Source organism: Nocardioides sp. NPDC127503 (genome assembly GCF_040302165.1).
Lineage (GTDB): Bacteria > Actinomycetota > Actinomycetes > Propionibacteriales > Nocardioidaceae > Nocardioides.
Map to the genome: position 1 here is coordinate 416,993 of NZ_JBEORH010000001.1, position 23,897 is coordinate 440,889.

26 protein-coding genes are annotated in these 23,897 nt (G+C 67.3%); 8 read left to right on the forward strand and 18 right to left on the reverse strand.

Going from position 1 to position 23,897, the window contains the following annotated elements:
- Positions 1–176 precede the first annotated feature (176 nt).
- The 3 genes from ABTW65_RS02030 to ABTW65_RS02040 all read right to left on the reverse strand — a co-directional run bounded on the left by ABTW65_RS02030 (position 177) and on the right by ABTW65_RS02040 (position 2,523).
- A complete protein-coding gene (locus ABTW65_RS02030; protein ID WP_350658109.1) occupies positions 177–392 on the reverse strand; it encodes a YciI family protein in 216 nt (71 codons plus the stop codon).
- A gap of 257 nt (positions 393–649) precedes the next feature.
- Positions 650–2,119 carry a putative type IV secretion/conjugal transfer ATPase gene (locus tag ABTW65_RS02035; RefSeq protein WP_350658110.1) on the reverse strand — a complete coding sequence of 490 codons (1,470 nt, stop codon included), beginning with the start codon at positions 2,117–2,119 and terminating at the stop codon, positions 650–652.
- Positions 2,116–2,523, reverse strand: coding sequence for a hypothetical protein (locus ABTW65_RS02040; RefSeq protein WP_350658111.1), 408 nt, complete (start codon positions 2,521–2,523; stop codon positions 2,116–2,118). The genes ABTW65_RS02035 and ABTW65_RS02040 overlap by 4 nt, the downstream gene beginning before the upstream one ends.
- A gap of 1,048 nt (positions 2,524–3,571) precedes the next feature.
- Here ABTW65_RS02040 and ABTW65_RS02045 point away from each other — a divergent pair.
- A complete protein-coding gene (locus tag ABTW65_RS02045) occupies positions 3,572–5,506 on the forward strand; it encodes a hypothetical protein (RefSeq protein WP_350658112.1) in 1,935 nt (644 codons plus the stop codon).
- A gap of 33 nt (positions 5,507–5,539) precedes the next feature.
- Here ABTW65_RS02045 and ABTW65_RS02050 read toward each other — a convergent pair whose 3' ends face one another.
- Genes ABTW65_RS02050 through ABTW65_RS02060 form a run of 3 tightly spaced genes read right to left on the reverse strand, consistent with a single transcriptional unit; the run spans position 5,540 to position 8,602 of the window.
- Positions 5,540–6,985 (reverse strand): SCO6880 family protein, encoded by a 1,446-nt coding sequence (locus ABTW65_RS02050; protein WP_350658113.1) that lies wholly within the window; start codon positions 6,983–6,985, stop codon positions 5,540–5,542.
- Entirely contained in the window at positions 6,982–8,277 is a 1,296-nt protein-coding gene (locus ABTW65_RS02055; RefSeq protein ID WP_350658114.1) for a conjugal transfer protein TrbL, read from the reverse strand. The genes ABTW65_RS02050 and ABTW65_RS02055 overlap by 4 nt, the downstream gene beginning before the upstream one ends.
- Before the next feature lie 16 nt (positions 8,278–8,293).
- On the reverse strand, positions 8,294–8,602 hold the full coding sequence (locus tag ABTW65_RS02060) for a DUF6112 family protein (RefSeq protein ID WP_350658115.1): 309 nt from the start codon (positions 8,600–8,602) through the stop codon (positions 8,294–8,296).
- Positions 8,603–8,723: 121 nt separating this feature from the next.
- On the opposite strand from ABTW65_RS02060, the gene ABTW65_RS02065 reads away from it, so the two are divergent.
- Entirely contained in the window at positions 8,724–9,374 is a 651-nt protein-coding gene (locus ABTW65_RS02065; protein WP_350658116.1) for a hypothetical protein, read from the forward strand.
- Between the two features lie 24 nt (positions 9,375–9,398).
- Here ABTW65_RS02065 and ABTW65_RS02070 read toward each other — a convergent pair whose 3' ends face one another.
- The 11 genes from ABTW65_RS02070 to ABTW65_RS02120 form a co-directional block, all read right to left on the reverse strand.
- Positions 9,399–9,686, reverse strand: coding sequence for a DUF6112 family protein (locus ABTW65_RS02070; protein ID WP_350658118.1), 288 nt, complete (start codon positions 9,684–9,686; stop codon positions 9,399–9,401).
- A gap of 101 nt (positions 9,687–9,787) precedes the next feature.
- A complete protein-coding gene (locus ABTW65_RS02075; protein WP_350658119.1) occupies positions 9,788–10,945 on the reverse strand; it encodes a M23 family metallopeptidase in 1,158 nt (385 codons plus the stop codon).
- A gap of 13 nt (positions 10,946–10,958) precedes the next feature.
- Positions 10,959–11,384, reverse strand: a complete 426-nt coding sequence (locus ABTW65_RS02080) for a hypothetical protein (RefSeq protein WP_350658120.1) — start codon at positions 11,382–11,384, stop codon at positions 10,959–10,961.
- 293 nt (positions 11,385–11,677) lie between these two features.
- Positions 11,678–12,112: a hypothetical protein gene (locus ABTW65_RS02085; RefSeq protein WP_350658121.1), complete on the reverse strand. Its 435-nt coding sequence runs from the start codon at positions 12,110–12,112 to the stop codon at positions 11,678–11,680.
- Between the two features lie 33 nt (positions 12,113–12,145).
- Positions 12,146–12,478 carry a hypothetical protein gene (locus ABTW65_RS02090; protein ID WP_350658122.1) on the reverse strand — a complete coding sequence of 111 codons (333 nt, stop codon included), beginning with the start codon at positions 12,476–12,478 and terminating at the stop codon, positions 12,146–12,148.
- Positions 12,479–12,591: 113 nt separating this feature from the next.
- Positions 12,592–13,569 (reverse strand): ParB N-terminal domain-containing protein, encoded by a 978-nt coding sequence (locus ABTW65_RS02095; protein WP_350658123.1) that lies wholly within the window; start codon positions 13,567–13,569, stop codon positions 12,592–12,594.
- The gene (locus tag ABTW65_RS02100; RefSeq protein ID WP_350658124.1) at positions 13,562–14,521 is read right to left on the reverse strand and encodes a serine/arginine repetitive matrix protein 2; all 960 of its coding nucleotides are present in this window, start codon (positions 14,519–14,521) and stop codon (positions 13,562–13,564) included. The genes ABTW65_RS02095 and ABTW65_RS02100 overlap by 8 nt, the downstream gene beginning before the upstream one ends.
- Positions 14,522–14,858: 337 nt before the next feature.
- Entirely contained in the window at positions 14,859–15,776 is a 918-nt protein-coding gene (locus ABTW65_RS02105) for a bifunctional DNA primase/polymerase (RefSeq protein WP_350658125.1), read from the reverse strand.
- Between the two features lie 250 nt (positions 15,777–16,026).
- On the reverse strand, positions 16,027–16,500 hold the full coding sequence (locus ABTW65_RS02110) for a cytidine/deoxycytidylate deaminase family protein (protein ID WP_350658126.1): 474 nt from the start codon (positions 16,498–16,500) through the stop codon (positions 16,027–16,029).
- Positions 16,497–17,174 (reverse strand): RibD family protein, encoded by a 678-nt coding sequence (locus ABTW65_RS02115; protein WP_350658127.1) that lies wholly within the window; start codon positions 17,172–17,174, stop codon positions 16,497–16,499. Before ABTW65_RS02115 ends, ABTW65_RS02110 begins: the two co-directional genes overlap by 4 nt.
- A complete protein-coding gene (locus ABTW65_RS02120; RefSeq protein ID WP_350658128.1) occupies positions 17,171–17,659 on the reverse strand; it encodes a hypothetical protein in 489 nt (162 codons plus the stop codon). Before ABTW65_RS02120 ends, ABTW65_RS02115 begins: the two co-directional genes overlap by 4 nt.
- 208 nt (positions 17,660–17,867) lie before the next feature.
- Between ABTW65_RS02120 and ABTW65_RS02125 the strand changes: the two genes are divergently transcribed.
- Positions 17,868–18,521, forward strand: coding sequence for a YdcF family protein (locus tag ABTW65_RS02125; protein ID WP_350658129.1), 654 nt, complete (start codon positions 17,868–17,870; stop codon positions 18,519–18,521).
- A 13-nt stretch (positions 18,522–18,534) separates the two neighbouring features.
- On the opposite strand, the gene ABTW65_RS02130 is transcribed toward ABTW65_RS02125, so the two are convergent.
- Positions 18,535–19,746: a helix-turn-helix domain-containing protein gene (locus ABTW65_RS02130; protein WP_350658130.1), complete on the reverse strand. Its 1,212-nt coding sequence runs from the start codon at positions 19,744–19,746 to the stop codon at positions 18,535–18,537.
- Between the two features lie 177 nt (positions 19,747–19,923).
- Here ABTW65_RS02130 and ABTW65_RS02135 point away from each other — a divergent pair, with 177 nt between their 5' ends.
- From ABTW65_RS02135 to ABTW65_RS02155, 5 genes are read left to right on the forward strand one after another with little or no spacing between them, the layout of a single operon-like run.
- A complete protein-coding gene (locus tag ABTW65_RS02135) occupies positions 19,924–20,175 on the forward strand; it encodes a hypothetical protein (RefSeq protein WP_350658131.1) in 252 nt (83 codons plus the stop codon).
- Positions 20,172–21,257, forward strand: a complete 1,086-nt coding sequence (locus ABTW65_RS02140; RefSeq protein ID WP_350658133.1) for a hypothetical protein — start codon at positions 20,172–20,174, stop codon at positions 21,255–21,257. The genes ABTW65_RS02135 and ABTW65_RS02140 overlap by 4 nt, the downstream gene beginning before the upstream one ends.
- Positions 21,257–21,925 (forward strand): methyltransferase domain-containing protein, encoded by a 669-nt coding sequence (locus tag ABTW65_RS02145; protein WP_350658134.1) that lies wholly within the window; start codon positions 21,257–21,259, stop codon positions 21,923–21,925. The genes ABTW65_RS02140 and ABTW65_RS02145 overlap by 1 nt, the downstream gene beginning before the upstream one ends.
- Positions 21,922–22,815: a hypothetical protein gene (locus tag ABTW65_RS02150; protein WP_350658135.1), complete on the forward strand. Its 894-nt coding sequence runs from the start codon at positions 21,922–21,924 to the stop codon at positions 22,813–22,815. The genes ABTW65_RS02145 and ABTW65_RS02150 overlap by 4 nt, the downstream gene beginning before the upstream one ends.
- Positions 22,812–23,897 carry a glycosyltransferase family protein gene (locus ABTW65_RS02155; protein ID WP_350658136.1) on the forward strand — a complete coding sequence of 362 codons (1,086 nt, stop codon included), beginning with the start codon at positions 22,812–22,814 and terminating at the stop codon, positions 23,895–23,897. The genes ABTW65_RS02150 and ABTW65_RS02155 overlap by 4 nt, the downstream gene beginning before the upstream one ends.

Sequence of the window (23,897 nt, forward strand, 5' to 3'; positions counted from 1 at the left end):
TCGCGCGCGACGCTGACCGGTGTCCAGTTCCAACAAACCCGTTGTAGATCGATTGGGTCGCTGGAAGGCACGTCGTGCTCGACGATGGCTGTCTGATCGCCCGAATGCTGCTGCTACTCGACCTGCATGAGCAATGCGCTGCGCATCCTTGGTCCGGTGTTTCGACCTTGCGGTACCTACAGGACTGGCCCGCGGACTTCTTGTGGCCAGCCGCACCCCTCGGCGAGTCGGCCGGCCCAGTATTTGGCGGTCTCGACGTCGGGTACGTCGACGACGATGCCGCCGATGTGCTCCTTGGTCTCGACGTAGGGGCCGTCGGTGACCAGGGTGGTGCCGCTGGTGGCGTCGGCGCTGTGGACGGTGTGGCCGTCTGCCAGGCCACTGCCGAACACCCAGACGCCGGCTCCATCATCTCGCGGCTGACGGCGCTGGATGGCTCTACTCTGCTCTGGAACCATTCTTCGGTGTGGTCGCCGCACCACGGGGCGTTGAAGTAGATGATGTAGTTCGCCATGTTGGCTCCTCGAAGGGCAGGGCGGACTGGATGCCCGCTCTCTACTGTTCCACGAACGGGCGCGGCCAGATTCGACCGTCGGGCGACCTCAGTTTCGGGAACGGCGCGTTGGATGGCAGGTGCAGGAATGACCAGTTAGCGGCGATCGCGCATGCGCCCAGCGGTGTCGAAGAGGGATAGTTCGGCGGGATGGAGTTGGTGCTGGCAGACGAAGGATCGATCTTTGATCCGCCACAGCCCCTGACCCGTGCTCAGCGTTGAAAGCAGGCTTTGCTCGGTCGAGGTCAGACCGAGCGCCGCTGCGGTGTTGCCGAGTTGGTCGGCTTCCTGCCGGTAGATAATGCGAGTTTCGGCGTTGGAGAGCAGGGATGAGGCGAGGGCGCGCATGGCGGTGCCGGAGTCGCCGACGTTGTCGAGGTCGCTGAGCTTGTGGAAGATCAGCATGTTGGCGATCCCGTAGTGGCGGGCGAGTCGCCAGTGGGCGTCCATCCGGCGGAGCAGGGCGGGGTGCGACATGAGGCGCCAGGCTTCGTCGTACACGACCCATCTCTGCCCGCCGTCGGGGTCAAGGAGCGCGGATTCCATCCAGGCTGAGGCGCAGGTCATCAATACGGAGATCAGCATGGCGTTCTCGGTGACGCGGGACAAGTCCAGGGAGATCATCGGCAGCGTGGGGTCGAACCGTACGGTCGAGGGTCCGTCGAAGAGTCCGGCGAGGTCACCGGCGACGAGTCTGCGGAGGGCGTGGGCGGCGAGACGGCCATCATCGGTGAGCCGGTGGTCGGGGTCGTCGACGGGGTCGGGGGAGAGTAGCCGGTCGACGACGAGGGGGAGGATCGGGACTTTGTACGACCGGACGGCCGCGGCGAGCGCGACGTCGATCGCAGTGTGTTCGAGTGGTGTGAGGGTCCTCTCGAGGACGGTTTCGGCGAGCGCTCCGAGCAGGTCGCGCCGTCGGGCGGTGACCTGAGCTGCCCACTGGACGTCGTCGAGCCCTGCGGGGCGGTGACCTTCGTCGAGGGGATTGAGGCGGTTGGGCATGCCGTGGCCGACGGCGATGGCGCGTCCGCCGACCGCTTCGGCGACGGGGGTGTGTTCGCCTTTGGGGTCGCCGGGGACGTACACGCGTCTCCCGAACGGGATGGACCGGCTGTAGAGGCTCTTGGCCAGCGATGACTTCCCGGAGCCGACGATTCCGGCGAGGACGACGTTGGGCGCCGTGATCTGTCCGCGGGCATAGAGGACCCAGGGGTCGTAGACGAAGGAGCTGCCGGAGTAGAGGTCTTGGCCAACGAAGATGCCATCGGCGCCGAGCCCGCCTTCGGCGAGGAAGGGGTACGCGCCAGCCCAAGTTGCGGAGGTGTCCTGGTGTCTCGGGAGGCGGAGCCGTCCGGGCGTACGCAGCATGGCCGGTCCGGCCTCGCCGGCGCGGCCGACCAGTCGAGGCTGGTCCTCGGCATCTGTGCTGAGGACCGTGGCCCGGTTCCGTGCGTGCCAGTCGGAGAGCAGTTGGGCGGTGGCACGGCGTCGTCTCTTGCGGTCTCGCCGGCGCTCGTGGGCAGGGGACACCAGCGTGGCCGCGTGGAGCCGTTCTTCTCGGATCACAGTGTGACCCCGTTCCCGGGGGTGCTGTTGGCGCGGGCGGCCTGTTCGACGGGTCGTGAGTAGGCGATTCCGGCCTCGATCTCGTGGGCGTGGTCGACGGCTTTGGCGATCTGGCGGGTCATCTCGGCTGCGCGGTGGAGTTCCCACGACACCTGGTATGAGGCGGCGTACCCGGTGCGGGCGCTGTCGGCCACGACCGGCTGGATGTCGCGCCGCTTCAGGGTGTCGTGGAAGCCGCCGATCTGATTGAGCGTCTGCCCCACCGAGGTGATCGCCTGAGAGAGGGCGCCGAGCAGGTCGTAGACGGTGGAGGGGTCCTCGAGGTTGCGGGTGGCGTGCGCGAGGCCGCGCAGTGCTTGGCGGGCGCCTTCGGCGTCTTTGGTCGGGTCGTTGAAGGTCGGCATCGTGTCCTCCTGTTGGTCGATGGTCAACGGGGAGGTGCGATGCTCGACCCTGACGTTGCATTCTGCACTCCACCGGGCCCTGGCGATCAGGCGCGTGTTCCGGGCGTCGAAGACTCGTATAGGTAGGTGACGGGATCAGAGAAACTGCTGAGGGCCGGGCCGGACGGTGTAACACTGCAGCGAGGAACACCGCGCGAGCACCAGCTGACGATGCCCTCGGGGCTAGTTCGTGCGAGGAGAAGAGGACGACACCGGGGTGACAAGCAACGGCTACCAGCTCTGCTGGGACGGCAACAACATAGTTCTGCCCCCAGCCAGCGCCCCTGACCCTGATCCGTTCGCCGTGGCCCCGCGCGGGCTTGGCTTCACCACCTGGACAGATTCCGAGGCAAACCTTGAGGCATTCACCCGGCGGGTCCTAAAGCGCCGTGGGCGTCGCTCTTCTGACGACGAGGGCTCGCTGGTACGGACACTGGTCCGGCTGATCCACCGAGACGACAACAGCTACAACCCGAGCGCGATCTCCGTCGCGAGACCTGCGTCTCCGGCTGAGGGTCTCGCGGAGAGGGTCGCGGCCCGGAGGGCGCGCCACCTCGGTTACCTCAGCGACAACGACCTCGGCGTCATCGGGATGGGCATGATCCCGGCGCTAGCTCGGCTAGCTACGACCTGTGGTGGGGAGCTCGTGGCCACCGGGCTCGTGCGGGAGGAGGGCTGCATGGACCTTGACCTCCCGCAGCCTCGAACCATCGGGATCGCGATCGAGATGTTCTTGCGCGAGCACGAGTCAGGTCCGCGCTCGGCCAGCGGGCTACCCCTCGACGTCACCTCAATCGCCCCTGCCGCACAGCCATCCCGCGGCACCGGTCGGCCCGCGCTGGCAGCCGACGCTCCTCGGACCGCAGGCACCTGGCGGCGCGATGGAGCCCCTGTCGCCGCCACCGCCGAAGCCCTACGCCGTCTCAACAGTTACGCTAGTGAACCAGCAGCAACGGAGAGGGTCCTGCTGGCCGCCCGGCCACGCGGGCGACGCGGACCGTTCAGGGCCTTGACCGTCTTTGACGCCGATACAGGCTTGCGTCTCGGCGAGGTCCTCGAGGGAAACCTCTACTTGGAGGATGAGCGTCTGCGCGAGACGGTCCTGCCGCACCTGGACCGGGCTGGCGTGCCCGTAGCCCGTCCCGCCAGCCCGCTCACCGTCTGCGCGACGGGGGCGCCGGGACGTGGCGTCCCCGAGCAGGTCGAGGTGATCGCCGACATCGCTGAGTGGCCGACCGGGGCGGTCCCCAACCTTTGGACGTTCTGGCGGCCTGAGGGGCTCGACCTGCGGGCCCGCAACGCGGATGAAGCGACCGATCGGACCACCCTGGGGCACTACAACCCGACGACCCGGGTGCTGTGGGTCGAGGATCGTTACCTGGTGCCGGCAGTGGCCGTCTATGTGGCCCGGGTGGGCCTGGATGTGGCCGAGATCCGTATCCCGACGGCGCCGTGGGCTCTGGAGGCCGAGACCCGTTGGTTCCATCGAATAGACCCGGACCGGAAGGACCGGTACGGGTTCGGATACGGCGACGATCTCCTCGCCCAGGACCCAAGGGGATTTGGGCCCGAGGCCATTCCACCGGTCAGCTTGTTGGCTACGGCACGCCAGTTGGTAGATGACGTTGTCCTGCCCACGGACACGGTTCGATGGCTGCGTACGGAAGGACCTGGCCGGGCCACCAAGACCGGCCTGGAGACAGCCGAGGAGTTCGCACTCCTCGAGCAGTACGTCCGCGAGCGAACCACCCTCTTCGGCCCGACTACTCTGACCGGCCAGTCGGTGCCGTGTCGGCTCTGCGGGGCTCGGGCTACGCAGTTCACGACGCCGATTTGTGCTGACCCGGTCGCCTACTGTCACGCCTGCCTGATCGCTGCTGGCGAGGGGGCCATACCGGCCGAAGGCCAGTCCGCGCGACGTGACCGGGTTGTGGCGGCGGTGCGCCGAATCGCTGAGATCGAGTTCGACGACGCCCCGATGTTGGCAGACCAGCTCAAGTCCGTGCACGTTGACCCTGCCCGTCCGGTCACCGGGCGGGGCCTAGACACGCGGCTGATGCTCCGGTTCGCGGTGGACCGCCGACTTCCGTGGACGCCGGTGCTGGCCGATGCTGGGCTTCTTGAAGCGGGGATGAGGACCGGCCGCGGCACCGTCATCCGGGCACGCGACGGGCATTTGTGCCTCTCGCTGCGGGAGAAGGCGGTGTGCGACTTCCTGCACCTACATCAGGTGGTCCATGAGCGGGAGCCGTTCTACCCGGTTGACTCGCTCTACAACCCATCTGGGAAGCGGCGCGCCGATTGGATCCTGGCGGACGGAACTCTGGTGGAGCTGTGGGGAATGCCCAACGACCCGGTCTATGCGGCAAAGATGGTCGAGAAGCGGGCGCTCGCCGCCGGTCACGGACTGCGGCTGGTCGAGATCGTGGACGCGGACCTGCCCCGGCTGCCGGAAGTGTTCGCAGACTGGCTCCCGGCCGAGGGCACAGTGGGTTCGGGGTGGCGGTGGTCACCGTTGGCGATCGTGGCCGGCCCCGAGCGTGCGGCCGATAAGAAGCCCGCTGGGGATGCGCATGGCCGGAATGCGTACAACGCTGCCGCCCGCGATGAGCGGGTCGCCAGGTGCCTGCAGGCCGCCGACCTGCAGGCTGCGGGCGTGACCCGGCAGCAGATCGCGGACCGGTTGGCAACAGGTATGGAGGCAGTAAAGGCCTTGTTGCGGGATGGCAAGTTCTACACTGACCCCGACTCGGACCCCGGTCGACTACGGTTGGCGGAAACGGCCGCGGCGGCACGGATGGCCAGCTCCACTCGGGCACAGTTCCGAGTCGATCACGAGTTGTCCGGTGCGAAGGCGTCCGAGGCGTGGCGTGACGCTGGCGTCCTGTTCCCGCAAGCCGTGACAGGTCCGGTGGATGCCGTAGGGCGCTCGGTCCCGTCCTGATCTGGATGAATTCCGGCATCCCCGGAAGCACGGTCATCTTGTGATCTGACGGCTCAGCGGAAGCCCGGCGGCGAAACTCTGTGCTTGCTGGCCCCAGAGCCGACGCGTCTCGCAAGAGGCCTGGATCGCGGCTTGCTCGATGGTGGCGATCGCCTTCTCGAGTTCGTGTTCATCTGGGGCGGTGACTGTAATGAGGCCGGTGGTGCGTAGTACGCCGTGGCCGGCTGTGAGTTCAGCTTCTTGATGGAGAACGTCGCGATATTCGGCGCTCTGTTGGGCGTCTTCGACCTGGCCGAGTTTGGCGCGTTGGGCCGCATCGGAGACGTACTCGGTTTTCTTCCTGCGGATGTCACGGGCGGCGGCGTCGGTGCGCATGGGCTGGTAGAGGAGAGTGAGGGTGCGGCGCACGCCCGAGGTGAGTAGTAGGGGCGCGAGGAATCCGGGGTAGACCTGGGAGCGGGGCCATTCGCTGATCCAGAGCACAGCGTGGTGGGACGAGTCGGAGCGGAGTGAGCCCCACGTCTCGGTGACCGCGACCGGGCCAGCCCCAGTGAGGTCGCGGCCCACCTCTGGATGACGCTCGAGGATGGGAGCGCTGTCGGGGTTGTAGGCGGAGCGGAGGACGAGGGCGAGGTCGGCCGGGGTGAGCCAGCCATTTGGGTTGAGATCGGCCGATCGCAGCGCGGCGGTGATCGTCCTCATCTCTTGGCGGAGTACCGCGGCGGCGCCTTTGCGACCGCCGCCTGCTGCTCGGATTGCTCGGGAGGCCGTGCGCATGTCGAGGGCGATGGAGATCGTGGTGGCGTGGCGTTCGGAGGCGGGACCGGCGCGATCGATGAGTTCGGCGTAGGTGCGGGCTGCCCAGGTGTCATCGTGGGTGCCGTGGGTCTGCCACCATTCGGTCAGGCTCTTGCCGGAGTCGGGGAGCGTACGTTCGGTGGCTTGGACCGTGGCGAGGCGGCCCGAGCGGCAGGCCGTGGCGAGTACGCGCCCCCAGCCGGTGACACGACGCTGTTGTTCGGCGGGGTCGAGGAGTACGAAGGCTGGATGGGCAACCGCGACGATGGCGGTGAGGGTGGCGGCGTGCGGGTCGTAGACCATCACGGCGCCGGTCTCGGCGTCCTCCCACTGCTGGAGCCGGGCAACATCACCTGGTAGGGCGAGTGTTCCGGCCGGGCGGGGGCGGGTGATGTTGCGGCGGTAGGCGAGCTGCCCAGTGGCAGAACGCCGGAGCCACACGGTGCCGATCGGAAGCCAGGACATCACCGGCCGTCCGCCGACCTTCAGGAATGTGACAGCGGTGCAGGCGCCGATTATCGGGACTGCGATGGCGAGGGCAGCTGTGCCGCCCGCATTCAGGGCGATGACCAGCGTGACTGCGGCGAGGCCGACGGTGGCGAGCTGGCTGGGGGAGAGGCCGAGGAGTACGCCGCGGTGCGACAGGCGGGAGAACTTGACCGGCGCGAGGTCGGTGGTCATCGCTGGTCGCCTGGGGTCGGGTCGGCGGTGTGGGGCATCGGTACGCGAGGCGGGGGAGGGGGGTCGCCAGCGGTCGCCTGTTCGTCTGCGGCGCCGCCGATGGTCTGGCCGGTCTGCTGTCCGGCGGTTGCTGAGGACTTCACGAGTTCGGCGCCCAACGCGGCCGCGGGGGCGGGTCCCGCGACGGCCGCAGACGTCTCCGGCGCTGCTGCTTCGGGCGCTGTGGCCATCTCCGTGGTCGGCTCCTCCACGACCGTCAAGCTCGAGCCTGGCTTCGGCGAGTGAGTTGCCGGCGGCGTGCTGCTTCCTTCTTCTCCACCGCCCTCGTCGAGGACCTTGCGGGGCTGGGTCCTGGGGGCGCGGGCGGGGAGAGGGACGGGGCGGTTGAGGGCGTTCTTGGCTTCTTGTTCGGCGGACATGGCGTGGTACATGTCGAAGCCGATGAAGCTGATCGCCTTGTAGGCGATGTAGGGCGCGAACCCGGCCATGAGCAGGAGGACGATGCCGGAGAGGGGTTCGCTCAGCGACTTCAGGTCGGCATCGATCGGGGCAGAGACCTGGGTGCTGGCGACGAGGAAGATGACCACGACGACGACTTTGGACAGGATCAGCGCAATCACGAACGAAGCCCAGCGTCCGGCCCACGCGCGGGCGTGGTCCCACGAGGAGCCGGCGAGGGCGACGGGGGCGAAGACGATCGCGACGAGCAGGAGGGCTTTGCGTACGAGCAGGCTGATCCAGATGAAGAAGGTCGCTCCGACGGCGAGGCTGGTCAGGAACACGCTCGCCAGGGTTGCGGCCCCGGGGTTGGCGACGCCGGCGACGGTGCCGACCGCGACCAGGACGGCGATCCGGTCGCCGAGCTCGCTCATGTTCGTGCCGGTGGCGTGGACGATGCCGATGCAGAGCCGGTCGGTGACTTCCAGTGCAGTGCCGACCAGGGCGAGGGCGAGGAAGGAGCCGAGGATCGACTTGGCCAGGCCGAGCGCGGCTCGGCTCAGGCCGGCCGGTTCGCGCCGGATCATCGCGGCCATTACCTGGAGCAGGAAGAACCCGATCATGATCAAGAGCGCGATGCCGAAGATCAGGTTGTAGACGCGTGTGTAGCCGCTGGAGGTGACGTCGACATACGTCGTGTCGTCGAGCACCTTCCAGGTCATCTCGAACACCGCCTTGGCCAGTTCACCCATCGCCGTCGCGAGCCAGGTGAAGGAGCCTTCAACGGCGCTGGTGGTGGCCGCGGTGGCTTGGTTGCAGACCTCGTTGACGCCGGGTACGTCGCACAGACCCATCGCTCGCTCCTCGTCTTCAGACGGCCTGGCCGACGTTCCAGAAGAAGTTGACCAGGCTGACCGAGGCGCCGCAGACGATCGCGGCGCCGAGGGCGATCAGGACACCGAGCTTGCCGCGGCCTGCCAGGTGAGGGTTGGAGGTGTTCGACCCGAGGGCCCAGACGACTGCGGAGATGATCAGGGCGAGGACAGCGAGGATCAGGCCGATCGTCATCGTTGCGCCGACGATCTCGCGCAGTTGGGCGATGCCGGGCAGGCCGTTGGAGTTCGGGCTGATGCTGATCTCGGCCGCGACGGTCTTGTGGATCGGCGGGTGGAAGGTCACGATGACTCCACGGATGAGTAGGGGTTGGACGAACGCTAGGTGGTCTTCATCCACCGGATGTCCTTGTAGCGAGCGTGAAAGTCGGTGGCAAACCGCGGCGCCGAGGTGGAATCCTGGTGCAGTGACGAACGTCGATCGACTTCTGTGGCCCAACTCCGGACATGATCTGCTCCGCAGCCCTGGCGCGTACTTGGCGTTCTCAGACTTGGGGTGGCAGCGCAGATGTGGAATCGACTACCGCGCCGTCGGGTTCCGCCGTGGTGCGGCGATCCTCTATGACGCGATGCTCGAAGGGGGCGACATCGCCGACTTGGACACGGTGTTCTACCCCTATGCCCTTTGCTGGCGTCACTATGTCGAGCTCCAGCTCAAGGTCGTGCTCGCGAGTCTGCGCGCCCTTGGTGGCCTTGCCCCGAGGGAGAAGCCCGAACATTCGGTGGGCAAACTCTGGTCGTCGACCATGCAACTTATGCACGACCACATGCCCGACCTTAAAGGTCCGGATACGCGAGCGGCGGGTCGCGTGATCGGCCAACTCGACAAGATTGATCCTAACGGGCAGGAAATCCGGTACGGCGCGCGGCTGGACGGCACCGCGACACTTCCTGATCTCGATCGTGTAAACCTCTCGGCGTTCCACGAGGCGATGTGCGGTGTCGCAAACTACCTGGAGGGCGTAGAGGATCTGGTCGAGCACCACCTGGAGGTCAAGCGGGAGATGGACGGCTATTACGCCGCCGAGTTTGGTGTCGATTGGTCGGATGTGATGTAGACCGAGCGCACGGGCATAGGGTCGTCAGAGTCGGGCCCCGACGTGGACGAGCCAGGTGGCACAGGCGAGCGCTCCGCCGGTGAGGACCGCACCTCCGACGGCCACAAGCACGCCCACCTTCGCCCGTGAGGCACCGTGCCAGTTTCCCGACGCTGACGCGATGGCCCAGGTGATGGCGCTGATGATGAGCATCGTGACTGAGGTCAGCAAGGCGTAGGTGAGAAGTGCTCCGACGATGTCGCGCAGGTCACCGGTTCCGGAAACGGCGCCGAGGTCTGGGTGGACATGACCAAGGGCAAGGGGTGGGCTCATGGCCAGCAGGTGCGCGGCAGCACCCGGGGAGAAGGAACCCCGCTGGAGTCTCGGGTCACCAGCGGGGCTAAAGGAATGATGCACCATACCCCCAGGGGTTGTCAGCAACTTTCGAAGAATTCCTTGGATGCCGATGCCGACCTACGGGTCGCGCCGTGTTTGGTGAGCCAGTGCTGCGCATCGATGGGGGATGCGTACGGACTTCCTGGCCGGATCTCGAAGTGGAGGTGTGGGCCGGTGGACTTGCCGTCGGTGCCGACGTCGGCGATGTGCTGACCGGCGGTGACACGCTGTCCTTTGCGGACGTGTATGCCGGCGGCGTACACGTGGGCGTAGCCGGAGTAGACCGTGGCGGCGTTGACGGTGTGCTTGATGAGGATGAGGTGGCCGTAGCCGGAGGTCACATCGCCGGCGAAGGCCACGACGCCGTCGGCGGCGGCGAGGATCGGGGTGCCGTTGGGTGCGGCGTAGTCGGAGCCGGTGTGCAGGGTATGGGCTCCGGTGACCGGGTCGGTGCGCATCCCGAACGGGCTGGTCGCGGTCCACGATCGGGCGGGGAGCGGGAACACGACCTTGCCAGTCTCGGGGACCTCCGGGGAGCCGGTTCCGCCGTCAGTGCGGACGGTCAGTGCGTCGAGGATCTGCTCAGCGACTGGTTCGAAGCGGGCGTAACGGTCCGGGAAGGCCGAGACCTCCACGGCTTGCGCCGCGGCGCCCTTGGGGAGGCCGCGCCAGCCGGGGATATCGCGCAGGCCGCGGGGTGAGCCGCGGTTGGGCCCGCCTTCGCCGCCGAAGAAGGCGCGTGCTTGGTAGGTGGCGTTCATGAGCTCGGTAACGGTTCCCCACCCGGCGAGGGGTCGCATCTGAAAGAGGCCGAGCGAGTCGTGGTCGCCACCGTTCCCGTCGTTGGGAAATCTCGCGGACTGCGGCCAGGCGCTGGTGTTGGCGAGCATCCGGAGGCTGGACTCGGTCAGTGCGGCCATCAACGCGACGAGCACGCCGTCACGTCCGACACCGGGCGTACGTCCACCGACCTTCAAGATGGTCGCGGCGTGGGTGAGCTGGGTTCGGTCCAGACGGATCTTCACCCCGTCTGCCGCTGTGGCGGTCAGGCTGTTGGGGACGGGTCCGGTCTCCCCGAGGCCGCAGCTCGCGTTGGGCTTGGCGGCGAAAGTCGCGGCGAGCGTGACGGCACTTGCCTGGGCAGCCGGAGCGATCAGAACCAGGAAGACGACTACCCCGATGAGCACCTTCCGCATCTCGTCGGTCCTTCTACGGCAGCGGGTGGTCGAGTCGGGAGAGCCGGAGCAGGTAGCAGGATGGGTCGCGCGGCGCGCAGAGGATGAAGACGGTGAAACTGACCCGGTGGCGGCTGGTCACCGGTTCGCCGTTCCATGTGCCGGCGCGGCGACGGATCCCGGTGATCGTGTACGCCGTCGTGCCACGCTCGAGCCCGTACGCCTCACCTTCGCGAGCGGTCGCCTCCCAAGTCGAGGGCACCATGGCGGAGGTGACGTCGAGCCACTGACGGGTCTCGTACGCCCGCAGTTCGCGCCACGCCTCCGGGTTCGGCAGGTAGGTGGTCAGGTCAGCCACCAGCCCGTCGGACTCGACTCCGCCTGGGTCGGCGATCGCGACGAGACGTGCGAAGTAGCCGTCGGTGTTCGAGGAGGTGGTCGTGTCCCAGTCGAAGACCATTTGTGACGCTTCGATCGCGAAAGCCCGAGCCTCATCGTGACCTGCGCTTGATGGTTCACCCGAGGGCGGAGATGTCAGCGGTTCCGGGGCCTGGCGCGGGCGCTGGTTCGGGGCGTGTGCGTCGTCGGTGGTCGCGATCAGAATGCCGCTGAGAATGAAGAGCACGGCGCTGAGGCCGCCGACAAGGACAGCCGCAAGGGGGAGTCGCCGATGTCGGGCGGTGTAGGTCCGAGTTCGCATCACTTCTCCTGAATGAGTGGGTTGCAGAAGAGGTGCGCCGTGACCCCCGAGGTTTACAGGGTCGGCGTGTCCGGCCGAGGTGTCGACCGCGTGTCGGCTTGAGCGGATCGCGTGGAGAGTTGTTCCAGGTCCATCGCGAGGACCTGGAGCTCATCAGAGTTCATGTACGCCGCCTCAGCGATACCTCGGCGGAACAGATGCTGGTTCTCCGACTGTCCGCCACGCATCGTGTGGCCGTAAGCCTCACCAGCAGCGGAGACGAATGCAACGAGGGTGGCCAACGCGGCCCGGGCGTCGACGGGAGCGCCAACTCCGGAGTACAGGTCCGTGCCGACGACGGGGCCGTCGGGGGAGTCGGTGTCATTGATCTGGTAGCGGTAGCTGCGGCGGAACCCGCCGCCCTCCTCGGGGCTGTCGCCGATGTAGCGGACCTGAAGGTGAAGGGACCCGGCGGTGCCAGAGGCACGTTCGTTCGTGGAAGTTTTCATGCGGGCAAGGTGCCCACCGGGTCCATCGCCTCGTCAGTCCAAGTCGTGCCAGCCGGTGTTCGCCTCCTTCACGAGGTCGGCGAGCTCACGGCGGGTGCGGTGACGGTCGGCGCGGCGCTCAGCGCGAAGGCCAGCAGCGTCGTGGCACATTCCGCAACAGCACGCCATGGTGCCGGTGAAGTGCATGGCCCAGTAGCAGGTGCCGCGAGAGAAGCGACCTCCATCGGTGGCGTACTGGGCGAGGTCGTCGCGGTAGGTCGCAGGAAGATCACAGGCGCCATCGCTGTGGTCGTGAACAGCGATGCGGGTGAGGGTGCCATCCCACAGGCGGACGCGGAAGGGCTGGGTCTTATCGGTACGGGACATGTGACGCTCCGGGTTCCTGCGACGGCGTCCATCCCGCGGGGATTGCAGGTAGGTCACCGCCGCCTGGGTAGGAACCCGGCGTCAGGTGGTCTCCACAGCAACATGCCCGAATCCTAGGACGCAGCCGTGCCCGCTGGCACCTTGGTTTCGCGAGCCCGGCGAGCGGTTTCGACGAATGCGTCTAGCTCGGCGTGCATCCGCTCGAGGAGCTCCCAGTCGTCGTCGTTGAGGTCTGCGCCGATCTCGGCGGCGTCGTAGTGGGTCCACCAGCCGTTCAGGTCGGTCCACATCAGGACGAAGGATCGAGTCGACCATTCCGACTTGCGCGGGGTGCCGGACGGGTTGGTACGTCGCGTACGAGGCTCGGAGATCCGCTTGAGTGCTTCTTCGGCGAGGGCGTCGAGGTCGGGGAGGGAAGGGTCGGCGTCGGCTTGGCGGGCGAGGTCCATGACTCGCTCGTACGTCGAGGAGACCGGTGCGCCGTGGTCGATCTGGTCGAGAGCTTCGCTAGCAACTTGGCGTACGTGCGCTGGTCGGGTGGGGTCGTCGGCGACGTCCTTGATCCGGCCGATGCGTTCGAGGCGCTGGTGGGAGTTGGCTCCGGTGACGAGCGTGGCCGCCTGATTGCGGGTGTAACCAGCCCCTGACGGTGCTGATGATTCATCAGCACCGCCTTCCACCCCGATGCCGGCAGTGGGGTCGGCGCCGAAACGCGTCGCCTCCTGACGTCGCGCGGCGTCCTCGGCGAGCACCTTCTTGAGTTCCCGGTAGAGCGTCTCGGCCTCGGTGGGGGAGAACGGCTTGTGGAGCAGGTTCTCGTCCTGGAGAGCCATCAGACCTTTGAGGTCGTCGGAGATCCCGGAGCGTACCCAGACGCGCACGGTCCGCCAACCGAGTTCCTTGACCGCTTCCAGCCGTCGGCGTCCGCACAGGAGGGTGCCATCGGGGGTGACGGTGATGGGCTGGAGCAGGCCGAGGCTCTCGATGGACTCCTTGAGGGTTGCCAGGTCGCCGAGGTCCTTACGGTGGCGTACGCCGATGGTGATCGAGTCGAGGGTCCGCTCGAGCTCGAAGTGTCCGAGGTCAGACATGAGACCTCCTCCGGCGGACGTAGCGCGCTGAGGTCACCAGTGCCCGGCGCAGGGAGGTGTCAGCGAGGACCTGCTCGGTCTCGTGGCCCTTGCAGAGCCGCCACCACATGCCCTTACCAGTGAGTGTCTTGGCTCGGTCAGGGTCCGGTGAGCCCAGAACCGCGCGCAGGAGCGTCCCCCAGACTTCCAGGTCGAGGTCGAAGCGGAGCCATGGCTGGCGTTCGCGGCGCAGGCGTTCGTACGCCGCCTGCCTGGTGCCCGACATCATCAGCCGCGATCCGATGTACTCCATCGCCGCGCGTGCGGTCTGCTCCGGCCAGCCGAACTCGACGAGGATCTCGACGATCTGGTCGAGCGCGAAGAACGCGTTCGGGGCTTCCTTCTCGGGCTTATCCCCGACCGGCTCATCGTCGTTTCCGACGGCGTCTTCGTCAGATTCCTCGCCGCCGTCGTGGGCCTCGTGATCTCGGCGAGTCTTGGCTGCGTTCTCCTTCTCCTGTTCCTTCTTCGCCCGCTCGGCATCAGCGAGAAGGATGGCGAGATCGTGGGCGGGCGCCACTTGGAAGGCCGGGTGGTAGTCGGCCAGGGAGTGCTCGCGGTCGCTGAGCCGCTGGGCATCGTGGAACCCAGCCAGGTCAGCTTTCCGTACTCGAGCCTCCGAACAGAGCAGTCCGGCCGCGCGGTCCTCGACGCTCATCGTGAGTTGAACCGCGTGGGTGACCACCGCCCACGGATCATCGGCCTTCCGCACGGGACGGGTCCGAAGCACCTCGTACGCCGCGGCAGCCGCGTCCGCGGGCTCGAACCCGTGGTGGCGGGCGAGTGCGCCGTACTTTTCCATCGTGTACGCCATCAGTTCGGCCACCTCGGGATCGTCGCGCCAGGCGTCGGAGCCAGCGCCGTAGAGCCGGAAGAGCAGGGACCGCAGTCCCTCGGAGTCGACGAAGCTCATAGCCCGACCCCTCCCTCTCGGTCTGGCGAGGCGTTGCTCGCGGATCGCGTTCTCGCGATGCGCACACGCGCTATTGCACGCTGTGGTAGCTGGCGCGCCTGCCGCACAGCGGCCTCGTTCGCGCCCACGAGGCGGCGTACATAGCGGTTGGCGACCATCGTGGGCAGTTCGCTGGGCCGCAACCACCGGACCGCGTTCTGCTCGCGCTCGGGTGTGGGCTCCTGTGTCTGTTGGGAGGGGTCGCCGTGGATGGCGAGCTTGGAAACCTCGGACGGGGGAACGTCGACCGGCTTCTGGCGCGGCGGCATCGCGTGGCGCCGGTAGAAGACTCCGCTGTTCACAGCGCCACCGCCTCACTGCTCGCCGTCGCCCTGCGGGCTTGATTAGGGCCCAAGCGGCTCCCCGGACCGAGCCGGGAGGCGATCCGGTAGGCCGACCGAATCGTCGACTCGACCTCGCGCTCGCCCAGGCCCGCCGACCGGGCGGCGTCGCCGAGGATCGAAAGCGTCGTGTCGGAGCGCTGCCCGTCTTCGACCATCCGGCACGCCGCCCAGAACAGGCCGCCGTTACGGGTGCCCTCGGGGCGGCTCGCCATCCATGCGGCCAGCCGATCTGGACGTGCCCCGCGAGAGGGCATCCCAACCGGTTCATGCACCTGACGTGGTGGGGTGAGAAAGTCACGGAGGCGGTCGACATCGAGCGGCTTGTCGCGGTGCTGGGCTATCGCGATCAGCTCGTACGAACGTGTGTTGGCGCCGGGGCCGCGGACTTGTGAGGGCGGTACGACGACGTACCCGCCCTCGCCGCGGAGGTCGATGTGGGTCCCGTTGGCCTGCCAGTTCCGCTGGTCGTGACCGGCTGGGGTGAAGTAGGCGTGGATGCCGCCCGAGGGCGTACGAACCAGGAAGGACCACTGAGAGGTGATCCCGGCACGCTCGGCCCGTGCGAAGGCGCCGAACCCGTTGCCGGTGGTGTGGACATCGACATCGACCACGACGACGCCGGATGCGGCGCCGGTCGGCATCCCGATGTTCGCGGCGGGGGAGCGCAGCCACCAACGGCCGACCTGGCGAGGATCAGTGGTGGCGGCAAGGAACCCACTGCGGGTCAGCGGCTGCTTGCCGTACGGGGCACACGGGAAGACCGGAACGCCGGCATCAGCCAGGATCAGCGCGGCGTCACGCAGTTGCTGAGTCTGCGCTTCCCGCAATGCCTCGGCGACCCGTGTCGCGGTGGGTGTGGATGGGACGTTCATGCCCTCAACGATGGACATCCCCCATCACCCGGTTCATACCCCCAGGCCGGGGAGCGTTGGGGGTATCTCGGCGTTTCCGCAGGTCAGATGACATCCCCCAAGAAGTTTTGCGGCAGGGTTTGCGGAGGCGGTCGCTGGCAGTCTTCGGGGTCTGTCGTGAGACTGTCGGTGGTGGGCTATGCGAAGGGGGATGCCGGTTGTGTCGCTCAGATCGTCTCGATGAGGAGACCGAGAAGTGAGTGCGAGACCCTCACTCGGGTCCAGGTTCGTCGAACAGGTGAAGGTTGGGCTTTCGGGCCAGGTCGACGAGGTCGGCGAGCTGGATGACCTCTCGCCCCGCAGCCTCCAGCGTCTCCGCGCCGATGCAGTCGACGAAGATCGAAGGCTCGCGCCATGCGTACACGATCCGGGGGATCCCCTCGTTCAGGATGTGCTGGGTGCAAGTCACCGGTCGTGAGGCGCGGGTGCTGCACGGCTCAAGCGAGGTGTACATCGTCGCCTCGGCCAGTAGGGGACGGTCCTTGGTCGATAGGTCGGCGAGGGCAGCCTCCTCAGCGTGCTCATGAAGGTCGCCCTTGCGGGACCAGCCTTCGCCGAGGACTCGTCCATCCGCCGTCGCGATGAGGGCGCCGACCGCGAACGCGGTCGAGGAGGGTGGACAGTTGTCGGCGAGCGAGATCGCGCGTAGCAGGAGCGTGCGGTCGAGATCGGTGGCTTCGGTCATGGGCGCTGGGGGAGGTAGCGGAGGAGTACGCAGTCGCCGATCTGCCGCGTCTCGGCGAGCTGCATCCGGTGACTGGGGTCCTGAGGAAAGCCAGCAGGGCCGACGAAACGCGGAGCGGCCGCGTCGCCGACGAAGAACGGTGCGAAGACCAGGTGCAGTTCATCGACTACCCCGGACGAGAGGAACAGAGTGTGGACGGTTCCGCCGCCTTCGACCATCAGTCTCTCTACGCCGCGCTCGGCGAGGTCATCCAGCAGCGCTTCGGCGGTGACCGAGCCGCCCAGATCTACGACGTTCGCGACCGCGCCGAGCCTGTCGCTCATTTCCTGCGCACCTGGCTGAGTTGTGTAGACGATCTTGTCGACGTCGCCGGTTGCGAAGAACTTCGCTGAAGGATCGAGTTCGCCGCCATTGCTGATGGTGACCTTGATCGGGGTGGGCGTCTTCCCATCGGCGATGCGCTTCTCTCGGCGCTCGTCGGACCGAACCATGAGGCGAGGGTTGTCAGCACGGATGGTGTTGGCGCCGACCAGGATCGCGTCGACTCCGGCGCGGACCTCGTCGACGCGGTCGAAGTCCTCGTCGTTCGACAGCAACAGCCGCTCTGGCGTGGTGTCATCGATGTATCCGTCCAGCGACGCTGCCACGGAAAGAAGAACGTAGGGACGGCTCACAGGAGGGTTCCAATCTCGTTCATGGTGTGCTCGACGAGAGCGGTGAACTGGGTCGGCGTGGTGCAGGTCATGAGTTCGGCAACATACCCGTCACCGGTGTGGTCGGCTTCGCGCATGGCTTTGAGCGTACGGGCGGCCGTTCCGCCGGTCGGCCCGAAGGGGAGGACCTGCATTCCCAGGGCTTGGGCGATCGTGACCTCGGCGGCTGTGCCTGAGGCGCCGCCGACGACGATCATCAGATCGGCTCCGTGGACAATGTTCTCGCGGCCGAACCGGGCTGCGCTCATCGCGAACCCGGCTGGCCGGAACTGGTCGGCAACGTAGGTGACCACCTCGATCCCGATGCCGACGGGCCCGTGATTGACGGTTGCGCCGGATACTGCGACCAACCTGGCGAGAGCGGCCACTGTTTCGTCGAGGACCGCCGGGTCGCATCCCGGCACACGGCTCCCACTGATGACCACCCTTGCGCGGCTTGCCTCCATGTCGGCCGTGCGGTCTCCCCTGACCACGTGCCATCGATCCATCCGAGCCTTGCGGTAGCTGAACAGAGCGCCTCCGTACTCGGCGAATGTTTCGAGTCGATCCCACCCAATCACTGTTCCTGGCTCTGCCGTCGCGTTTCGGAGTGAGTGGGTCGGCCTCTGCCTGCCTGCGCGCCACGCGGGCTCTTGCACGTGGCAGACTGAGCCGATGCCATCGACCGTTCTCGACGATGCCCAGGTCCTGTGGGACTTCCACCAGATCCGTGACGAGCCTCGCCCGACCGAGGTCGCCATCGCTCTCGGCAGCCACGACATCGGAGTGGCCGAGCACACCGCCGAACTGTTCCACGCAGGCCGGTTCCCGCTGATCGTGTTCACCGGTGCCAACGCGCCGACGACGGTGAAGGACTTCCCGCGCGGAGAGGCGGTCCAGTTCGCTGAGCGGGCCGAGGAACTGGGGGTGCCGCGTAGCGCGATTCTGGTGGAGCCGCGGGCGACGAACACGGGCCAGAACATTGCGTTGAGCCGAGAGTTGCTTGCTGAGCACGACATCGACGTGTCGAGTGCGACGTTGATCAGTCGGCCGTATCAGCAGCGGCGCGCATACGCGACGGCGAAGAAGGTGTGGCCGGAGCTGGACATCGTCTGCTCGGCGCGCTCGCAGGAGCTCGACACCTATATCAAGTCGATCGGCAGCGAGAAGCGTGTGCTCGACATGCTGGTCGGTGACACCCAGCGGCTGTGGGTATACGCCGAAAAGGGATTTGCGGCTCCGCAGGAGGTCGACGAGCAGACGAGGGCGGCGTACGAGCGGCTCGTCGAAGCCGGGTACACGAGTCGCCTCGTCGCGGAGTCGGTCTGAGCCGACGCTGGCGTCAGGCGACACCGACGCGTTGGGCAAGCTCGACGAGGTGGAGTGCGGGCTTGCCGCGCTGGGTGCGGATCCATGTCTGCACGAGGTGTCGGCTGAGGTAGTGGTAGCGGACCTGTTCGGGTGCGGCCTGTTCAGCCTCGAGGATGGTGGCGATCGCCTCGTCGCGACGGTTGGCGCTGCTGTACGCACGGGACACCTCGAGTGCGTGCCGGACGCGACGTTCGGTCGGCACCGCGCTGGTGTCAAGGGTCGGCCCCAGCGAGAGTGCGACCTGGAGGTCGCCGAGTTCCATCGAGGTGGATACGCGGTGGATAGCAACGTTGGTCGGCCCGAACGCGGTCCACATCAGGTTGCGGTCGGAGCCGAGGCGAGTGGCAGCCCGGCCGGCTCCGTCGAGGAAGTCGCGGACGGTCGCGCGGTCGTCGGCACGCGCGGCGGCCATCGATCCCGCGAGCAGGGCCATGCCGTAGACCGAGGTCAAGGTGCGCCCGGCCTTAGCCATATGAGGATCGAGATAATCGATGGCGTCATGTGTGAGGCGTACGGCCTCGGCGTACTCGCCTGCGGACTGGAGCGAATGGGAGAGCGAACGCAGGAGTGAGCCGATCACGACGGGGTTCTCACTGGTCTGTGCGGCTTCCATGCCCCGGTTCGAGGCAGTCCAGGCAAGGTCGGTCTCGCCTAGCTTCGTGAGCAGCGTCGCAGACAGGTGGTAGGCGAGGGCGAGCCGACCGGATGCCACTCGGCTCTCGTCCCCGTCGTAGGCCGCGGCTGCGGTCTTCGCATCTGGGATGAGCGCGGCCAGTTGGGCGGTGACATATCCGAAGCGAGCCGCCTGGTACGCGGTCCAGGCATTGTCGAGCCTTGTCACGAGCTCATCGAGGTGAACCGGCTCCTCGGTTGGTGTACGCCTGAAGCCTGTGCCCGGTCGGTAGTCCATGAGGACCGACCGGAGGGCCGGCACGGTGTGTTGGCCGCTGTCTTCGGTCCACTCCATCAGCGAGGGCTCGGCGATCAGGTCGGCGAGAGTGACGTCCAGGGCGTCTGCGAGCAGGCGGAGGACAGACAGGCGGTCGAGCTCGATTCGGCCGTTCTCGATCTTGCTGAGCCAGTCGGTGGTGCGACCGACCCTGCCTGCAAGCACCTCCTGGGAGAGCCCACGACGGCGTCGGTACCAGGCGATGCGCTCGCCGACCGTGAAGTGCGTCGTCATTCCTCGCATGCAAAGAGCGTGCCATCCCATGGCCCTGTTCGTCTGCCCCAGCGCGGCAATCAGCAGTAGGACCCCGGAATTTCCTTCCGGGTCGTGCGGCTCATCCGCTCTTAGCGTCGATATCGGGCCAGTTGGAGCGCCCAAACCAACCTGCTGATCAGACGCCAAGGAGATGGAATGATCTCGGTCCTCGCCCCGCCCATGCCGACGAACGCCACCCAGCCCGACCTGTCCGCTGATCTCTACAAGACCATGAACGGGGAGTTCTGGCACCGGCCCGCCAGGGCGTTCACCTCGGGCAGTTCTTACGTCTCCACCGCCTGCGGCCGGCGTCTCGGGCGCTGGAACCTCATGCCCGCGCAGCCAGCGGCCGCCATCCGGGAAGCCGCCATCTGCATCGGGTGCCGCCGGAAGGCGGCTGACCGATGACGGTCACGCTGGAACGCCCGGTCTCGCGCACCAACACGACGGAGAAGGACGAGCTCCCCGCAGCCCTGCGGGCGACGCTGAACCAGATCGCCGTCGGCGGTCACGTCACCGCGAACCAGTTCGCTTCCGCCATGGTGCAGACCGCGGAGCTGCGTGGTGGGGTGAAGGACATCGCGCTCGCGACGCTGATGGCCGCGGCGATGAGTCGCGGGCCGGATGCGGCGACGGCCCAGGCAGTGTTGGACGCCGCCCTTTCGCTCGGTCAGCGGCGTGCCGCCGCGATGGTGTCGGTGCCGGGCCGCCGGGTTGTCCTGGTCGCGGGGAGCGGCAAGAAGGGCGTGCGTATGCTGAACGTCTCGACCCCGGCTGCGTTGGTCGCTGCGGCGGCTGGCGCGAAGGTGGTCAAGGTCGGTTCCAGCGCGACGTCGTCGGCGCTGGGCTCGCGCGATCTGGCTGCGGCTCTCGGGATCGTCGAGCGGTCGGACACACTCGATGTTCGCCGTGACCTCGATGAACGCGGGTTCGCCTTCGTGGCCGTGGAGCCGAACATCCCGGCCATCGACAGGCTCTACGGCGGGCGGTTCCACGCGCCGAACCTGTTCTCCTTCGGGCTGGCGGCTCTCGCGAGCCCGGTGCGCGGGGACGTGACCTTGTTCGGGCTGGCTCACCCGAAGGTCGAGGTCGCTGGACGGGTGCTCGCGAGCTTCGGGATGCGGGACGTCAACGTGATCGCCACGCGCACGCCGACGTCTGCCTATATCGACGAGATTGGCTTGTCCGGCGAATTGCTCTCCTGTCGGGTACGCAGGGGAGTGGTCGATCCGCCACGGGTGAGGTCGCTACCGGCAAGCGAGATGCCGCTGCCAGTGGCGCAGGACGCCGGCGAGGCCGTGAGCCGGACGAGAGAGTTGCTGGCCGGTCATGGCTTGCCGGCCCACCGAGCGTTGGTCGCGCGAAATGCCGCCTACCTGGTGTCGCTGAGTGATCCGAGCCTCGGACCTGGTGAGGCGTACCAGCGGGTGCAAGACGTGTTGTACTCCGGCCTCGCGCAGCCAGAGTCGATGGTGTGCGGTGGTGCGTGATGAGGCTGGCGCCTGAGCTCCACTATCTCGCGGCGGGTTATGAGCAGCGTATCCCGCCGACGTACTTCTCCGACGACGTCGACGACGGCATCACCTGGCAGCCGGACGTCTGCCCCGAGACCCTCGCTCTCGCGCGCCGCCACCGCCGCGGCGTGATCATCGACCTCGGCTGCGGTCGTGCCAACAAGCTCACCGCACTCCACGCGGCGGCACCCGAGATCGACATCGTCGGTGTCGACTACGGCCCCAACATCGACTGGTGTCGGACGAACCGTGAGCGTGGAACCTGGATCGACGCCGACCTGGAGACGGTCGCGGACCTCCCACTGACGGATGATCTTGTTGCGGACTCGGTAGTGGTGTGCTCCGACGTGCTGGAGCATCTGATCGACCCGCGGCCGACCATGCGACTCATCGTCGATCTCCTCAATCGAGGATGTGCATGTGGGGTGCTCTCCACGCCCGCCCGCGACCTGCGTGTCGGTGCCGACTACATCGGGGTGCCCCGCAACCTCGCCCACGTCAGGGAGTGGACTCAAGAGGAGTTCCAGGCCTTCGTCCGCAGTTTCGGGGTGTGCATCGAGCGCGCTGAGCTGACCCGCAGCGACGACAGCGGCGGCGGGCTGACGACGCAACTGCTCGTAGTCACTAAGGCGGCTTGGGCATGAACCGACACATCCGTCGCGGCTGGGCAGTGAGCGATCGAGCAGGGCCGATCTCGACCATGCTGAGGCCGCGCGAGGATGCGATGGCGGCGGCCGAGCGGGTCGCCGCACTCCTCGGGCTCCGACTGGGCGAGCGGATCCGCAGTGGCGCCTCGGGATCGCTCATTCTCAAGGCCACGAGATCCGACGGCACCACGGTTGCGGTGAAGGTCGACCATCCGGCCCGGATGTGCCTCGCCGAGCATGCTGCTCTGGCGGCCGTCGGCTTCACCCCGCCGCTCCTCAAGCAAGGGGTGAGGGCCGACGTGGCCGTCACGCCGTGGATCGAAGGTGCCCGCTCGGAGCGCGGGGCCGGACTGGGGACGACCGAGCAGGTTGCTGCGCTGCTCGGCCGACTTCGCCTGGCCATCCCGCCGTCGGATGCGCTCGGGTTCGACGAGGTGGTCTGGGGGCTGCTGCGCTCTACCGTCGGTGGCGACCATCGACTCGGCAAGACCTCGCCGATCGATGTCGAGGTCATGCGTTCCGACAGCGAGCAGTTGCTCCGCGCACCGCACCAGTCGATCCTGCTGCACGGCGACCTGACCACCGGAAACCTGGTCTTCTCCGTCGACCGGGCATGGGCCATCGATCCGCGGCCGCACCGCGGCCCGCTCGAGTGGGACGCAGCCACGTGGTGCCTATGGGCAGTCCCAGCGGACGCCCTTCCGCAGCACGTCGACTTGCTCAGCCGCATCGCTGCCCTCGACCGACGCCTCGTGGCGAGCGCCCTACGCTTCCAAGCCGCCGCATTCCTCACCTACCGCGCCGAAGTCGGTCTCGACCTCCCGCCGGACGTGCTCGCGATGGCCAGCTACGACCTGTCCGCCGACCACGAAGGACTGAGCCGATGACGATGCCGCTCCGAGTCGCACACCTGCCCGCGCGGACGCCGTACGTCCGCAAACTGCGCAACCATGAGTTCGTCAGCATCAACGGCACCACACTTACCAATGGCCACCACGTCCCCGACGCGCTGAGTGCCAGTTGGATCCTGGACCGCCGGCCGCTGGACTGGGTCGATGTCGTGCACCTGCACCACATCGAGTTCGAGGACGAGACAGTCCTCGGCGAACTGCTCTCCGCGTGCGACGACGCCGGCGTACGCGTCGTACACACCATCCATGACCTGACCGCGATGTTCGGCACGACCGAGGACCTGCACCGCAAGATCCAGTTCGTCCATGAGGCCGGCGCCACACTGCTCTGCCTCACCGGCGGCTCAGCCACTCAGCTGAATCGGATCGTCGGCGAGGAGACCAAGACATGGGTCGCGCCCCACGGATACGTGGTCGACCCCGAGACAATCGCGCGCCTGGACCGCCTTGATAGCGACGGCACCAGCCGGTTCTTGATGTACGGCGCGCTCCGCCCAAACCGCGACTACCTCTCGACCCTCGTCAACTGGGCGCTGCACACAGGCGCCGAGGATCGCCTGCATCTCCTGATGCGCGGACTGTCTCAGGCTCACATGGCCGACCCCGGTCAGCATGCGATGGACGTCGCCCGCACAGCCATGACCTGTCCACGGATCGAGGTCACGATGCGTGGCTATCCGAGTGACGACGACATCATCAATGCCGGCAGGCAAGCCGATGTGCTCGTCATGCCGTATCGGTGGGGCACCCACTCGGGTCAGCTCGAGCTCGCCTTCGACCTCGGCCTGCTCCCGCTCTCCTCAGACGTCGGCTGCCTGCGCGACCAGCACGCAGCCCACCTGCGATCCGGACTGGTCGAGGAGCCGGAGTGGTTCGACTGGACCAACGGCAACCCGTACGAGTTCGGCGAGCGCTTCGTCGCCTCCCTGGAGAACACCCGCGACCGGATCGGCGGGTCGCGGACCCGAGCCGACCGTCGCGCCTGGGCCGACTACCGCCGCGCCGAGCACGCCGCCACCCTCGCCGTTCACGCCGAGGCCTACCAGGCAGGGCGATGA